This window comes from Prevotella sp. BV3P1 (genome assembly GCF_000479005.1).
Taxonomy (GTDB): domain Bacteria; phylum Bacteroidota; class Bacteroidia; order Bacteroidales; family Bacteroidaceae; genus Prevotella.
The window spans coordinates 1-17,692 of the sequence record NZ_AWXC01000009.1; the positions used below are offsets into that span (position 1 = coordinate 1).

The following is a 17,692-nucleotide window of genomic DNA, read 5'->3' on the forward strand; positions in this document are numbered from 1 at the left end:
TTATTTTGGTACGCTCGGCATGAGCATTATCTAATGGGTGGAAGTCCCGAGTAAGCCCTAATAGCGGGAATTACATAGCCAAGAGCAAGGGTGTTCATCGTGAGGTGAAATCTGAAGGAAGCCGGCGGCAAACATCTGACCTAACGTACAGAAACTTCATACAAGGCATATGACCATGGGCAAGGTTGCTAAACAAACCAAAGTCCTATAGCTATTCGGAATGGTTGGTGGAGTTCCCTTGAGCTTAGCGAAAAAATGAAGTAGGTATAAGATGGAAAGATAATGTTCTTATCCGAGGAGGTCTCACGGACGTTTCAAATAGTTGTTTTTACGAAAGAAGCGGAGTAAAGCTTGCCGTGAGAAGTCAGTAGAGGTCATAGTACCCAAGGTACGTGTGCCTACAGGGAAGGACCGAATCGTGCAGTGCAATAGTAAATGAATGCTACTCTGCGAACCTCTTCGTCAGATGTCCGAAAGGAGCTCTCTATCCAAGACGATAGGATGGAATTCGACAATAGAATAGAAGTGACGTATCTCGAAGGGATAGCTGAAAACAACTTGCCACACACCGTGAAGTGTAAAAGAACGAAACTTCCGTATGCCGAACGGCACGTACGTTGGTGTGTGAGGTCGGTAAATGTGAAAGTAGGAGGAAAATGCCTTTAATGAGTAACATTTACCTCCTACCCAATTTATTCGTCAAGCACGGGTGCAATGGCACCATCTTCCATATCAGCCACCGTGGGATCAACGTATCCCAATGACTTTAAGATGCCTTTTCCTGAAGTTGTGTATTTGGGTGCACCTGCTGGTTCGCCACCGGTAACTTCGTAAAAATACAGCTTATAAGTATTGCCCGTCTGCGTTCCTACAATCAGATAATCGAAACTTGCCGTTTCATGTAGAAAATAACGGTTACTTAGGAATGTTATTTTTTCATTGGCAGGAAGCCCTTGAAACTTTAGTTCCTTCTCGTTTGCCAGTCCAGCAAGACTATATGAATAAATCTTATTCTGGTCAACGGCATAGGCTATTGTAGCCGATTTTGCACAAATTGCTCGTAAAGACGCCTTGGCATAGTGAGAAGTAGGCTCAATCACCTTGACATTATTTAATACAGCTTTGTCTTTTTGACACAAAATCTCATAAAGAAGTTTTTGATGATTCAGATTATTTTCAAATAAGAAATAAGCCTTAGCAGAAGACGTCTCCGCAAAATTTAACCCTGCATACAAGCATTCTAAGTTTTTTAGATTCGTTGTTTCATATTGAATTTCTTTTTCTCCAGCATTCTTTTCGATATCAAATAACTGTCCTCTGTAATTTAGCATTTTTATGTCATGCTCTGGCAATGACCAATATACTAAATAATAATTTTGTGCTTTTGTAGCCTGCACGACATGTCGGCTTGATCCATATCCTGCAATCTCTCCCAAAAGCCCATTTCCGTACTTAGCTGTATAGCCATTAAAAATTCCTTGATCCGTAAAGAGAAATTCTGAGTATGTTCCTCTTACTACCCTATAAGGTTTTATGTTGGAAACCTGCTCATAGTAGAAATTAGAGAAATCTTTGACGGTTTTGCCATCCAATGCACGTATCCAGTACACCTGGTCTTGCTCGGTTGTGATACATAGCATGTTGGTTCCAGATTTTTCATCTGTATTGGGATCTATATAAGCCAATTGATGATTGATGTCTAACGCACGCGGCTTACCACGCAACGCTTTTCCTTGGCTTGTCATAATAACATCAGAAATAAGCTTATTATCTGTATACTTGAACAAGTCGACATCAGTATCACCATCTTCATTTTCCTTTAAGATATAGAAACCATGCGAAAGCGAAGATTGTGTTTGTAGCTTAGCAACATATTGCTGAAAATATCCTGTACTTTTCGATTTAGCCGTAAACACTAACGTATATTCTCCATCACCAAGTTTTACGAGGAAATCTAAATCCTTATCTCTACCTATTGTATCAGGACTTATATAATATTTTCTTCCTTTTTTATCGGTTTTCTCTATTTCTGCATTTTTCGTATTATAATATGTCCAAAAATATGTCATATCCGACTCTGGAAAACTACTCTCAACAGAAGGCTTTATCTGAAGTTTTTCTTCAGAAAAAGAAACAACCTTGTACTCTTCTGCTATTCCTGATATTTTAATAAAATTATCAGAATTAAGGTATTCAGAACGATCTTCCGTACAAGCAGAAAAGAAAGATACTTCAGCTAACAATAATAATATAATATACTTTTTCATTGTTTCAGTTTTTCTCTTATTATTTATCTTCCTATGGTAACTATAGTACCATCTTTTTCTTTCAGCACAGACTTGCCAGCTTCTACGCGTTCTTTATTTAATTTGTCAAGCGCACGCTTCAATTTGCTTTGTAAATAACGTGTATATGATGAATCACTCCAAATAGACTGGATAAAATTATCATCCCACGCTTTACCTGTAGCATCAATCATAAACCTATGCTTAACTGGTCCCCAATCTCCAAAATAAAAAGCAATCTTTTTTATCCAACGAGCAGGTTTATTTATTTTATTGGTAATCGTTATTTGAAAGAAGTTTTGCTCTTGGTATCCCGGCATAAATATTCCGTTAGGTTCCACTTGTATGCGTAGATTATAGATGTCATTGTCTAACGTTGGATCACATAAAACAACAATTGGCACGTCTACACTTACTGCATTGGCTGGCACAATCAAATACGGCATCATTTCCTTTGTGTCGAATCCTACATAATGCTTGCCAGCTTCAGCATTTAGATTGCCAAAAGGAACCTGCTTTAACTTAAAAGCTCTGGGCTTATCAGATACGAATCCCATAGTATTGAGTCTAACCCACACTGTATCCTTTTGTTTACCTCCAGAAAGGGCAAAGGAATAATTCCTTATCGTATCTTCTTTGTGAGTATCAAAATTAAGATAAGCTTGCGTATCACTATACAAAGGTAGTTTCTCCTCACAAGACGATAGCAAAGCGATTATTGCGAATGCTAAAAATATTGTTTTTTTCATTTTGTCATCATTTTGAAAGTTTCACATTTGGATTTGCCTCAGTAGTAGGAAGAGGCAGAATATAATCTTCTTCTGCCATAGGAGCACGATTAAACATTAGTTGTTTCGCTGCCATACGCTTATATGTATAGAACATTACTCCCTCTGCATAGAACTCACGATGATAATCTTTCATCACCTCATGTCTTAAATCATTTAGCGAACTGAAATCCTCTGTTATATTCACATTGTGTGATTTCATATATGTCTTGTAAAGGGTGTTAGCCTCTGCCAAATCTTGTGTAGTTTCCATTGCAATAAGGTATATCTCTGATAAGCGGATAAGAGGCATAAACTGTAGCTTGGTAATCAACTCCGACCTTCTGCCAGCGCTCTCATACTCCTTGATTGGATAAATATATTTCAACAATGTAGGAGTTTTTTGTCCTGTCACATCTGTCGACATTTTATCCCATACTTTTAGATAACGATTGTCACTGGTGGTATTAGCGTTTTCATAAAGAACGTTATTCAACATACTTAACGTAATAACGCAGTCGCGCTCCATATTTACCTTTCCATTATAACCAAGCAACAAGTCTGGCACATATTCAGGAATTTTGTGATTACTCAAAGCAAAAATACACTCATTTGGCAAGTTATAAAGATTACGCGCAATATCTTCATTTCCAGACAATTTCATAAAAGGTTTGCCATTTACTTTTGCATCAATAATGTATTTGGCCTCTTGATAAGCCTTTTCATTTTGACCTATGTAAAGAAACAGACGTGCCTTCATGGCTCTAACAGCAAAATAGTTAAGTCGGAATTGACGGAATTGCATAAAGTCATCATCCAAGGACACGGGATTTCTACCCATCTTATTTAGACCATCATAATCATATTGCTGTATGGGATCTGAACCATCTAAAAGTTTTTCTGCTTGTTCTATGTCTTTTTCTAACTGGTCCACAAACTGGCTAAATTCCAAATAGGGCGCAACATAATTTATTCCAGATGCAAGAGAATAAGGTAGCATAATTTTTTTTGTAGCGTTTTGCGGTATTTGTCCAAACAATCTTAATATGTCAAAATGACAATATGCACGCAAGGCGTACGCTTCTCCTAATACTACATTTCTCGACTTTTCATCATAGATTGCATGTTTTGCATCATTGCTGTGTTCTATAATTTTATTAGCCTGAACTATAACATTAAATAACGCACCATAAATATACTTTATTTCGTTATCTATATCTACATTATTATATTGATGATTGTACAAAAAGGAACCTACAACATTATAGTTAGCATTCGGTTTGTTCCACAGACATGCTAAATATTCGATGTCACTGATTGTAAGTTTTTCTCCATAGAGCTCACGCGAAGCCATTGTTGAATAACATCCTGATAACGAGGATTTAAATCCCACATACGTTTTGAACAAATCTTTCTCACGCTGCTGTGATTCTGGTTGTACATCTAACCAGTCATTGCAGGACGTAAAGCAACCAACTATCAAGAAAAAAATCGGTACAATATTAAAAAACTTTCTCATAAATTTATCACGTTTAGAATGTCAATGTAATAGAGCTTTGTATATTTCGAGCGAAAGGATAACTTGTACCACGCTCATATCTTACCGATGACCAATAAGCTAAATTCGACGCATTGATACCAAAAACCAACGACTCAATACCCGTCTTGTCATGTAGCCATTGATTATTCCAGCGATACTGAAATGAGATATTTTGCAATTCCAGCTTACGGTCTTTAAATACATAACGGGATGTTGCTCTTGTTGATTCATTACTAATACCCTTAAAGAAAGTAAGATCTCCAGGTTGTAACCAACGAGCTGACAACACACGCTCATCTACATTTTTATCTGCCAATGCATCTCGCCTTATTTCTACCCTGTTCTTTAGGGTTGAGTTATAAAGGATACCACCCCAATGATAACCAAAGGACACATTAAGTGTAAAGTTCTTATACATAATGGTGGAACGCAGATTACCTCTCCACAGGGGCTGCAAACTACCAACGAACACTCTATCTTGCGATTTCCAATCTTTCGATAAGTTTCCATCCTTGTCGTAATACACTTCTGTACCTGTACTTGGATCAATACCTGCCGATCGTACCACATAAAGGGCATCAACAGGTTCCCCCTCATAATACAGATGACTTATATCAGCACCCAGTCCCAATGCACGTTGGTTTTGGGCTTTAATGGCGTCTGAAAGTTTTACTATCTTATTTTGATTATAAGCAATTTGTCCGCCTAATATCCAATTAAATTTCCTTTCATAATTGCGAACTATATAGGTGTTAAGTGAGGCTTCTATCCCCTTATTATTCATCTCACCAATATTAGCTATATAGTTTGGGAACCCTGAACTTAAAGGTAAATCCATAGAAGACAACAAATTGGTCGTATTCTTATCATAATAATTAAACTCTATCATGATTCTATTTTTTAACAATCCCATCTCCGCACCAATATTCGTTTCTCGTGTATTTTGCCATGTAAGCCATGGATTGCCTAATCCCATGAGTTCTGCTGACGACCACAATAAATACATATTGTCAGGAGAGTAACGATAAGTCGCATTCACACTTTCTGTTGAAAAGTTTTGTGAGCCTGAAATACCATAGGATGCTTTGAGACGAAAATTACTAAATGCCTTAAGTTCTTTCATGAATTTTTCGTTATGGAGATTCCACCCTACGCCGAGGCTATAGAAAGGTGCAAAACGTTTCTCACTGCCAAATCTGGAGTTACCATCAACACGGAAGGAGATATCGGCATAATACCGATTGTCAAAAGTATAATTGGCATTTCCTGTCAATCCTACCATTCGTACGGTAGAACGATTCCCCCCAGGTCCTTTCTGAAACTTATATTGCTTGGCATTTGCCATAAAACTTAAATCAGAATTGGAAAATCCCTCTGCCTCAAAAGAATAATTTGTAATTGTTTGCGATGACACGCTATAATCCATTCCAACGTATATTTGATGTTTATCTGCAAGAGTTTTCGAATAACTCATCGTTACATTACCACTCAACAAATCACTCATTCCCGTACCATAATTATACAATCCCTTTCTCAACATTCCTGCAGCGGTATTGTATTCAGAACGATTAAAAAACGAATGCTCGGCTGGTAAAAAATAGTCTGAATGGCTACGATTAGTTGACACGCCTAATTTAGCCCGTAACCGTAAAGCATTAGTAATAAGCCATTCTATAGAGAAGTTATTGATAAACAGCTGATAAGCCGATGAATTGATTGTTTTAAGCGAGGCATCTCTTAATGGGTTGGGTAAGGGTGAAGCACCTATTACCAAATGAGGAAAATTGGGAACTAATCTTCCTTGTCTGTCATACGGAGAGAAATATGGAATAGCATCTACATATTGGCTAAATGTTCCATAATTACTCTCATTTGCATTGTTATTTGAAAAACTGGTATAATTTCTAAAGATTAACTTTTTTACCATATACAGCAATGTAATATCACCAGTGAGCGTATGCCTATGACTATTTTTCATGGCGCCTTCTATCCCATTATATCCCAATGACGCTGCCCACTTAAAAGCATTCGACCCACCACCTAACTGCACATTATAGCGTTGCCCTACACCTGTACGCAATGGTATATGTAGCCAATCGGTATCTATACCATCAATTACATTTTTCAATCTGCTTGCGTATACCTTATTATACAGCAACTGCTGACTCTGTTTATCCTGAGTATAAAGTCCCGCCTTAAGCTCTAAATCTAATTTTTGGGCTGCATTGAGCAAATGATATGACGAAAGGTCTGGTATCTCTAAGCTCAATCCTGCTCGAGCTGTCACTCTTAATTTCCCTTCTTTTGGTTGTTTTGTTATCACCACTATCACACCATTAGCCCCTCTCGAACCATAGATTGCCGTAGCAGCAGCATCTTTAAGTATATTAATGCTCTCTATCTGCTCATCATTGTAATCCATTAGTTTGGTAAGAGATATTTCAAAGCCATCCATAATAATAAGAGGTGTATTAACAGCCTGACTAACTCCCTTACTAAATTCTTCAACATTCATAGGCAATGATGCCTTGCCTCTAATATTGAAATTAGGTATCATATTAGGATTACTTCCTAATGCGTTGTCAAGAGGAAAATTTACCGATACGTCTATATTTCTAAGGGTTTGCAAAAGGTTTGTTCCTTTATACATATCCAGTTGCTTGCTATCGATTGAAGATACTGCACCTGTATAGCTTTCTTTTGCTTTTCTAAATATACCTGTCACCAATACACCTTTTAATTGCTTTATATCGCTTTCTAAATATATCCTCATATCCTTACTGATAGGCAAGATTATTGGTTTCATCCCTATACAGGTTACTTTAATTTGTTTTGAAGATGCCAAGTTAAAAGCATTGAGCCGAAACAAACCGTCCGGATTGGTAACTGCAGCTATTTTAGTTCCAACTACTTTTATCAGCGCGCCCACAACAGGCTCACCAGTATCTTTGTCAAACACATAACCCTTTACGCTTTGCTCCTCAACACCAGTAGTACTGTTATGAGCAACAACAGATCGATTGTTTCTTTCTACATTAATAATATTTCCATCAACAGTGTATTTCAATTCCGTCTTGCTAAGCGCAAGGTCTAATATGGAAAATACCGTAGCATTAGCGACATCCAATGTTACCGTATATTTTTCAACATCACTCTTATCATAGAGAATTTTATAATTGGATTTATCCTCTAGCAATTGTAATACACTTGCTAAGGCTTTGTTTTTAACATTCATAGTAATGGCGCTACCATTTTGTGCACAAGCTGGAAACGAAATTACGATAGAAGAAGCCAAGAGAAAAAGGATTAAAAAGGCTTTTTTCATAAGTTATATATGTTTAAATGATGTTACACCAAATACTTTTTTATTATAAAAAGGAAAAACGAATGTGTCTACCGTTATACATCATAAGAAATAGATACAAATAGATTTGCTATGTATCAGCATTTTATATCTTTTTGCAAATATAGTATTTTCGTTTATATTTTAATACTAATTTAAATATATTTTTTCAACAATGTCTTTTTAGAATAGAATAATCGTTCTTTTTATTAATAGAAATACAGTCTTCTGCAAAAGTTTTTCGTATGCGACTATTTGTTTTTTTACTTTTGCTGTCACCAATAGAACCCTATTGCCCTCTCTCGGGGTTGTTGGATTATTTGTTACTGCCACCGATTTAATGAGGCACTAATGAATTTTAATTTCAATCGTACTTATACCATAAGCATAAGCTAACCAAAAACAGTATTCCTACCTGCTATCGTTGTCGACAACGATAGCAGGTGGTTTTTTACTTCACCGTTGTACGTTTTTCTTTAATCAACTTTATTTGTCTCAACAAATCTGCATAATGCAAAGCATTTACATCTTTACTTACTAAGCTCTGCGCTTTACAGAAAGTTTCAACTTTATTCATAAGCATTTGTACATACAACAGTGCATCACTTGTTATACTCGAAGAAGATGATGGCTGTACTCCCATCAACGATGCTAAAGGATTAGGTGCAGCAGGCTTCTTATTTATAGGATTAAGTATTTGATCCATACATCCTAAAAACGAACGCTCTAAAGTTCTGCGAGTAATGTTTTTAATTTCAGAATCTTTCCCAAGAGGTTTCCATATTGCGTTAAACACATCTGTAAGATAGTCTGGCAACTGATAAGCTGCAGGATTATCAAACGATCTGTTGTATATTTTAGTCAATGTTTCCATAGAGAGTAATGAAGACAACACACGAGTTTGCTGACGAGAAATACTCGTGATGGCATCATGTCCTGTTATACAAGTAATGTTAGATGGATACAGCCATACAGGAGCATCAAAGAGCTGCTTTTCTAAAAAGACTATAGCCTCTTTCTGCCGATCTTTAGGTGTTGCTTCATAAGGTTTCCGCCCAGGCAAGTTATTAACATAACGTCCCCCAACATTCTTTAGGACGTGCTCTACATAATTATTAAATTGATTGCAAGTATTGGAATACATTAATTTAAGATGATTATACTTACCATCCGTCTGCCTTGTCCATTCGGGCAGTTTTACAATCAGACGCTTCAAATTCTTGATTCCATAATCAGATGCTTTCACATTGTTGTCACCCAAATCCTCAATCTGTGAACGTGGGTCCTCGTTCTTTCCTTCACCGCCAAACCACAGCTTTGGGTTATTGCTCAAAACCTTTGTTGTCTCCTTGCGCAAGGCGTCACGCTCTTTAAATTCATCTTTGAACTCTGGACGATATTGATACCCCCACTTAATAGCCCACTTGTCATAGTCATTAATTCGCGGGAACAGTCCTCGCTCACTAATTCCATCTTCAGGTTGGGCAACATAGTTAAAACGTGCATAATCCATAATAGAAACTGTATGCCCATGCTTTTCTACCCATGCTTTATCACGTAGCTTTTCTACAGGGGTAGCATAGCTTGCGCCCATATTATGGCGTAATCCCAAAGTGTGCCCTACTTCATGAGATGACACAAAACGGATAAGCTCACCCATCAGCTGATCGTCAAAAGGTATTTTCTGTGCTCGCTTATCAAGTACTCCACATTGGGTCATATACCATTTTGTCAACAAATTCATCACATTGTGGTACCAACATACATGACTTTCTATAATTTCTCCACTACGAGGGTCAACGACATGAGGCCCATAGGCATTTTCTATTTCAGCCGGTAAATAACGTATTACATTAAAGCGAGCATCATCAACGCTCATGTCAGGCCTGTTGTCAGGCCATTCCTTACCGATTATAGCATGCTTGAATCCTGCCGCCTCAAAAGCAACTTGCCAGTCATTTATTCCTTTTATGAGATAAGGTACCCATTTCTTAGGCGTTGCAGGATCGATATAAAAAACAATTGGCTTTATGGGTTCTACTAATTCGCCCCTCTTGTATCGTTTTACATCTTTCGGAACCAAACGAAACCTTCCAATAAATTCCTCTTTATCTGCTTTATGCTGCTTGTCGCTAAAATAAGTCACCTCATCTGTAAAATATCCAACTCGCTCATCCCACAAGCGCTTACGCATAGGTGTTTTTGGCAACAATACAATACTGGTATTCAACCCCAAGGTTACCGTCCCTGTCTGTGCTGCAGCTTGATTGTATCCTGTTGCATTATAAGTTCGTGTAGACACCACTTCGATATTGATAGGATATACCTTCAATGTATCTATGAAAGTCCTATCGTCTATCAGTCCACTCAAGCGGAGTGTTTTGCTGCCATTCGAAGAGAAGGACATTATTTTGTTCTCTGACTTAAAAAACTTTGTAACATCAATAAGATACATTTTAGGATCTTTGTTTTTCCCAATAATCTTGAAAGAAGCCACAATAGGATTTATCGTCGATGCTTTAAGTGTTCGCGAGATATTATCATTTTCATTGGCTAACTGTGACAACACATAGGCACGCATTAACATGGTTTTGTCATCGCGCTTCTCAAAGTAAACAGTGGCCTCGTTCATCTCTTCACCAGCATATTTACCAAAATCTTGCGGTGTACCAGTTAGTCGCGTCACAGCCAAGAAATATCGTCCTAACAAGCTGTCTGGAATTTCAAAATACCATTTATCCTCTATATGACGAACAGTAAAAAGCCCTTTTAGCTGGCTACCTCCTTTTTTTATCAATTCATCATACTCATTCTTCTTCTCTTTCTTCTTTACAGCTACTGTATCTGTCTTAGACTTGACACTGTCCGCGGAAGCCACTTTACTCATACCCATAGTATCTGTATGAATCACATGACGATAATACGGATGTCCATGAAGACAAATACTGATAAATAGGAAACAAATCCCAAAGGTTAATTTAGTTTTAAGAAACATGATAAAAAATATTTAGTAATCTTTATTCTTTTTGGATTAACCACACTACTTCGTTTATTTTGATTTTTATTGTACCTATAAATCTATTTAAATGCTTAGAGTCTGACACTCTGTAAATACAAATTGAGTTAAGGTGTAACATAAGGTTGTAACAACACCGTAGACCAACCGCAAAGTTAGGTTTTTTTTCTTATAACTATCATTTTTCAAGCAAAATCTTTCAAAAAAATCAATATTTAATTCCGCCAACGGGTATAGGTATTTTTTATTGCAATCGTTCTTCCACATAGTTGTTGACTGTTAGTCAACCTGTTTTAGGTAAAGACAAGATTGAATAGATAGATATAAAGTTGAGATGTTATTTTTTAAAGTGCGACGATAAATTCCGTGGGACTTTTTCCATAAAACTTTTTAAAGACTTTGGAGAAATAGTTGGGGTCTGAAAACCCGCAACGGTAAGCTGTCTCGGAAACAGAAAATCCTTTCATGAGCAATTCGGAGGCCAGCGCAAGTCGTTTGTGACGGATGTATTCACCGATAGACATGTTCAGAAGGTTTTTCATTTTGGTGTGCAGCAGACTTCGACTGATAGCCATTGCTTGCGTGATGTCGGTTACAGCGAACTCGTTGTTGCTGATATTCTTGTCAATCAGTTGGTTGATTTGCAAGATAAACTTTTTGTCGATGTCATTGAGCGAGCTGGTTTCAATGTCTTCGGTCTTGGTATTTTTAATCTCGGTCTGACGTGTCTTGACCAGTTGGATGATGTTCTTAACTTGCAGATCGAGCACCTGTGGGTCGAAGGGTTTGGACACATAGGCTTCAGCTCCGCTCTTGTAGCCCGCCACCACATCTTCCTGCTCGTTTTTGGCCGTCAGAAGAATGACGGGAATGTGAGATGTGGTGACGTCCGATTTGAGCTTGGAGCAGAAGCTGACTCCGTCCATGATGGGCATCATCACATCACTGATGACAAGTTGGATAGATTCGTTTTGAGCAACTTCAATTCCTTCTTTTCCGTTGGTAGCAGTGTAAACGTTGTATTTGGGAGAAAAGTAATTGGTAAGGAAAGTAAGCATATCAGCGTTGTCTTCGACGATTAAGATAGACATTTTGTAGTCTTCTTCCATCACAATATCTTTTGAGGCATTGTTGATGTCTGTCATCGAAGGTGAGAAATGATAGTCGGTTAGCGGTACAATGACTTTGTCGTCGGTGATGAGAGATTGCCGGTCGAAAGCCTTAGCGTCTACATTCAGCAATATCCGGAAGGTGGATCCGTGCTGCAGCTCGCTCTTCAACTCTATTGTTCCCTTGTGTATGGTTACCAGTCGTTGGACTAGAGAAAGTCCGATGCCCCATCCCTTGTTGTTGGTATTGTATCCTCGTTTGGTTTGATAGAACTTCTGAAAGATGTTTTTCTGTTCTTCCTGAGCAATGCCTATGCCCGTGTCGGCCACTCTCACGTCGAGATAGGTGTAGTTGTCTTCTTGTCCTGTGATGATAGAGGCCTTGACCTTCACCTCTCCATTTTCAGGAGTGAACTTGATGGCATTGGACAACAGATTGTTCATGATGCGTTCAAGATAGGAAGGTGAAAACCATACGATTTCATCGTTGTTTTCACAATCAACGCTCAAGTTTAAATGTTTTTCAGCAGCACTTCTGCGGAACAGGTTTGCGAGAATTTTAATAAACTCTAAGGGGTTGCCTTGCTGAATATAGAACGGGAAATTATCCGACTCGACCTTGTTGAACGTTACCAGTTCGTTGATAAGTTCCTCCATCTTGTTGGTATTCTCAAGAGCTGTCTCCAGATGATGTTGTTCCGTTTCGTTCAATTTATCTTTATGGATACTTTTAAGAGGTGCAATGATTAGAGAAAGAGGTGTTTTCAGTTCATGGGAAACGGTGGTAAAGAAGTCGAATTTGGCACGGTCTACCTCTTCTATCTTTTTCTTCTCCATCATGGCCATTTTGACTTTGTTCTTTTCGTTCAGTCTTATTTTATAGTAATGCTGAATATAGTAAACGATGATAGCGGCCAGCAAGAGGTAGAACAGATAAGCCCAAGTAGAGCGATAGAAAGGTGGTGCAATGATAATTTTAATTGCTTTTTCAGGTCGGTTTTCCCAACCGGTATTTGAATTATTGGCCCGTATTCGCAGTATGTAGGTGCCGGGTTCCATGTTGTAGCTCACAAAGGTATGGTCGTTGCCCATCTCTCGCCATTGATTGTCTATACCGTCTACTTTGGTTTTGTAAATGATAGACTCTGTTTGTCCGGGAGAAATAACACCATAATCAATCATGATGGAATGTCCCTGACGATAGGAGAGCCTGATTTCATGTGTGGCATCCAGCTCTTTCGTAAGTGGCGAGTTTGCTGATGCAGCGTTGATTTCTTCGCCGTTGATTCTCAAGGATTTGAGATGAACGTTTAGATTTGTGCTTTTGGAAACCATGTTTTCAGAACGAAACATAATCAGTCCGTTCACCGTTCCAAAATACATTCTGCCATCTTGTGTCAGCAGCGTTGAAGAGAAGTTAAACTGGTTGGTGGGCAAGCCATCGTCGGTGGTGTATCGGTTAATGGTCCGGGTCTTGGGAATATATTGGAATAACCCTTGACTTGTGCTAATCCAGATACGGCCTTGTGTATCGGCATTGATGCCGCATATCGTGCTTCTGGATAAGGTTATACCGTTCTCTATCTCAGAAAACTTTCCGGTTTTGGGATTGAGCACCTGCAATCCGTTGTTGTTGGTCCCCACCCATATCTTACCATCTTGGGCAGGATAAATGTATGTGATGTAGTTGTCTTTCAGCCCTTGTGCCTGTTGGGTGGCTTTCCAATGAATGATTTGATTTGTTTTGGTGTTGAGCTTATAAATTCCGTAGGCTACAGTACCAATCCACAGATTGTCTGCCTGATCGACAGCGAGCGCATAGATAAAGGCATGATTGAGCGAGGAGTGGTTTATCCTCCTGAATTTTTGGGCTTGCGGATCATACCAATGGAGGCCTTGTGTGGTCCCCACCCAAAGTTTTCCGGAGCTTTGCCTGGCAAAGTCAAAGATGGATACGGCAGACAGATTCATTGATAGTTCAAACCGTTTGACACTTCCGGAATTCAGATTATATCGGAACAACCCGTTTCTAAAAGTCCCAATCCAAATAATGTCGGCGGACTTGTCATGTAACAGACAATGCACGTTGGAGCCGAGTTGAGGAATGGAATTGAAAGGAGAGAAGGTTCCCCGCATGGGATTATAGATATTCAGTCCGCCATCTTCGGTTGCTATCCAGAGTTCATGAGGATTTCTTTCAATGATTTGTCGCACAACCTTCCCCTGTAGTTTGTTGGGGCTGTAACTCGGTCCTTCCCATGAGAAGGGGCTGCTATTCTTTATCATATCTACGCCACCAAAATAGGATCCAATCCAAATGTTATGGTTGGAGTCTGACAGGATGGAATAAATAGCATTGTCGGACAACTGATTGATATTGCCAAATTGTTGTTTCAGCGTTTTGATACTCCCGTCTTGCCCAATAATCGTTACGCCTTGTTCGGTACCCAACCATATATTGTGTTTGTGGTCTTCGGTGATCACTCTCACCGTTCCGTCAGAAAGCTGATTGGCCTCATACACTCGCGTATTGCCTGTTTTCACGTCCAACGCCATAACTCCCTTCCCGTTCCGTCCTATCCATAGCCTGCCGGCATGGTCAAAAGTCATGGGGATGATACCGTCGGAGCCGGTAATGAAGTCCTTGTAGATACCGGTGTCTAACTTGGAAATTTGATTGAGTTTGGTGTTGTAGGCATAGATGCAGGAATTGGTAGCGACGTAGAGTTGGTCATCTTTGTCTATGGCGAGTGAAAGAATAAAGCCTCCGCCTAACGAAGGGAGAGGCGTGAACTTCCTGGCTTTCTCATCAAAGACACACAATTTCATGCCACCACAGATAATTTTTCCATCGGATGTTTCGACAATCGATTCTATATAATATCCCGGCAGAATGAAGTTTTCAAAGTCGTCTGTAGCTGGTCTGTACAAACTGACGCCCTTCGAATGGGCCACCCAGACTCTGTGTTTTCGGTCGAGAAAAAGCGATTTCACAAAATTGTGGCTCAGCGAGGAGGGTTTGTGGGGTTCGTTGAAATAGTTTTTAATGGAATAGCCGTCGTAGCGGGCAAGTCCGTTGCGCGTTCCCAACCATATATTGCCTTGGTAGTCCTGTACCATTGCTTGTACCTGCTGATGCGGCAGTCCCTGCTGACTGGAGATGTGGAAGAACCTGTAATTGTTCGCCATCCCGGTACATAGAAATAGAAACGATAAGATGAAACTGTGGATTATTCTTGTCATAATGGGGTTGCAGATGTAGTAGGGCCATAATGAAGTATGCGTTTCCGCAAGGCAACACTATGGGCAGATTTGATATGTAAGTGCAAAGTTATACTATTTTTGCCTTAATCGTGTCTCTTGGCTTTATAAATGCGGTTTCCTCTCATAGTGAGTTATTCTATTTCCGGATAATGCCCTTGATGTACGTTCTTGACATTCCCTGTTGCATAGGCTTGGGCTATATATCACCTGATGACTCTATTCATATTTTCTATAGTTCCATTTTCCACGAATGGTATATATGGGCAAAGTAAAACGTATCCATATTGTCAGTTTCCATTATTATGAGGGCTGACCAAAGCAATATTTGCAGAACACAACTATTCAGCTTCCAAATGCTTAGTAGAAACAATATCTCCCCACCCCTTTAAGCAAAGGGGTGGGGAGAGAGAGCTGTAACTATATATTAATTCTATAGATATTAATATCCCGGATTTTGTACCAAGTTGGGATCTATCTGAATCTGGTCAATCGGAATAGCAAGCCAGTAACACTTGGGTGCTTCGATGGTGGAGCGATCAACATAATCACCATCATTCATCTCGGTGAGACGGTAATATTCTTTTGCTGTCCTTCCAGCAGTATTCCAAGATTTTTCCTTAGGTCTCAAAACCTTCTCGAGTATCTTCCAACGGCGAATGTCGTGAAATCTTCTACCCTCCATGGCCAATTCGTTAGAGCGTTCGTCTCGAATCACTTGTCTCAGCTTGGCTATGTCTGTCGGTATGCCCCCAGCGTAGCTCCACGACTTTTGGAATGTGGGAAGTCCGCTACGCGTGCGCACTTTGTTGAGATATTCCAAACTTTTGGCGCTCAACTTGTGGTTATATTCCATATCTGCTTCCACATAGTTCAGGTATAACTCGGCCAAACGCAGGTAAGGGAAGACCCATTTATTAAACGTGAACTGCTTATTTCTAGGATTGTAGGTATCTTTGGTGGACACCCATTTTTGGCAAAAATAGCCATTGTCACTTTGATACTCGTTGCCCTTTATGCCATCTTCTTGTTGAGGCTCCCCCCTGCGACACTTCAGCATCATCACGCCATTGTTGACTTCAAACGGTCCACGGTCGAATCCGATAGAAGCATAGAATCTCGGCTCTCTAAACGCATGGTAGGCAGAAGTCTGCTCTTTGGGAAAGAAAGGAGACTGCACAATGTCAGTGGGCTTAAGGTTTTTTGTGTCTGGGTCGTCTTCCCAGGGCAAACCCTTCAACGTAAAGTATCGGGTTACGCAACTCCATGTGGGGAATACATATCCTCTAAAACCATCGCGGCTGTACTTATTATAGCCTACACGCGGTGCGAAATTCTTGATGCAATATCCTATTTCAGGCTGGTTGGCTATGCCGAAGAGTATCTCGTCCCAGTTGTTAAAGCTGCCCGTCTTTGGGCCAACGAAAGCCTCGTGATAGTTTGTGCCGCCCTGCAACATATTATCCGTGCTACCACCATACAATTTATAACCATTAGCCTCGCACAGCTTGATGGCATCCTCGGCGGCGTCCATGGCCTTCTTCCATTTCTCTCGGTCGTATGTCAAATTCATCAATGGCTTTCCATCCGGATTTTTGAAATTGGCATAAAACTCTGTGTTGCCATTGACCAATGGTGATGCAGCATATAAAAGTAAGCGCGCCTTGAATCCGAGCGCAGTGGCCGAAGTGGCCCTATTCTTCTCGCCATTGGTACGAACAGCAGGAAGCAGCTTAGCGGCCTCGTCGTATTTCTCAGCGATAAAGCTCACGCACTCATCGTATGGCACGCGCATCTGATTGTTTTCAACATTCTGCGAGTACTCCTCTTTGGCTAAGAAAATTGGACCATAAAACTCCAACAAAATCTGATGGTAATAGCCTATGAGGAAGAGCGCCTCACCTTTCCATAGATTTATGTTCTCTTTGGTGATGTCCGGCACCTTGTCAAGGTTGTTCAACACGTTGTAGCACTTGCGAATGGCACCCCAAATGTCTTTTTTCTGTGCGTCTACCGGATAGTTGTCAGCCGTATTGCTCCACAGTGCAAAGTAGGTGTTGGACGACGACTCATCGCCGTTTATCAAGCTCTTATAGTGGAACCAGCGTGTCGTTCCGCGGTGTCCAACGACCATTTCGTCCGATCCCATCAAGCCGGGAAAACCCTTTTGCGGCTGCATGAAATCGGGTATCTCGCTATAACAGCCCACCACCATACGCTCTGCTTGGGTTTGTGTTTTGTAAATATCGGCTTCGGTGGCGTTGCCTGTAGGCACGACGTCTAGGAAATCACATGCCGACAGCGTTCCCGCCAGAATGGTGGCGAGCATTATTTTAATATATGATTTAGTTTTCATCGTTCTGTATTTTTT

7 protein-coding genes are annotated in these 17,692 nt (G+C 39.8%); all 7 read right to left on the reverse strand.

Translation table 11 applies throughout. The features are described from left to right. Positions 1 to 692 precede the first annotated feature (692 nt). Positions 693 to 2,267, reverse strand: coding sequence for a PKD-like family lipoprotein (locus tag HMPREF1254_RS03055; protein WP_023057197.1), 1,575 nt, complete (start codon positions 2,265 to 2,267; stop codon positions 693 to 695). Positions 2,268 to 2,290: 23 nt separating this feature from the next. Beyond that, complete coding sequence (locus tag HMPREF1254_RS03060) at positions 2,291 to 3,034, reverse strand: DUF4843 domain-containing protein (RefSeq protein ID WP_023057188.1); 744 nt, start codon at positions 3,032 to 3,034, stop codon at positions 2,291 to 2,293. A 7-nt stretch (positions 3,035 to 3,041) separates the two neighbouring features. Further along, entirely contained in the window at positions 3,042 to 4,571 is a 1,530-nt protein-coding gene (locus HMPREF1254_RS03065; protein ID WP_023057196.1) for a RagB/SusD family nutrient uptake outer membrane protein, read from the reverse strand. A 13-nt stretch (positions 4,572 to 4,584) separates the two neighbouring features. Then, positions 4,585 to 7,917 (reverse strand): SusC/RagA family TonB-linked outer membrane protein, encoded by a 3,333-nt coding sequence (locus HMPREF1254_RS03070; RefSeq protein WP_023057190.1) that lies wholly within the window; start codon positions 7,915 to 7,917, stop codon positions 4,585 to 4,587. A gap of 469 nt (positions 7,918 to 8,386) precedes the next feature. Then, positions 8,387 to 10,930 (reverse strand): zinc-dependent metalloprotease, encoded by a 2,544-nt coding sequence (locus tag HMPREF1254_RS03075; protein ID WP_036871918.1) that lies wholly within the window; start codon positions 10,928 to 10,930, stop codon positions 8,387 to 8,389. 365 nt (positions 10,931 to 11,295) lie between these two features. Next, complete coding sequence (locus HMPREF1254_RS03080) at positions 11,296 to 15,303, reverse strand: hybrid sensor histidine kinase/response regulator transcription factor (RefSeq protein WP_023057187.1); 4,008 nt, start codon at positions 15,301 to 15,303, stop codon at positions 11,296 to 11,298. Positions 15,304 to 15,763: 460 nt separating this feature from the next. Continuing rightward, on the reverse strand, positions 15,764 to 17,677 hold the full coding sequence (locus tag HMPREF1254_RS03085; protein WP_036871921.1) for a RagB/SusD family nutrient uptake outer membrane protein: 1,914 nt from the start codon (positions 17,675 to 17,677) through the stop codon (positions 15,764 to 15,766). Positions 17,678 to 17,692: the final 15 nt, after the last annotated feature.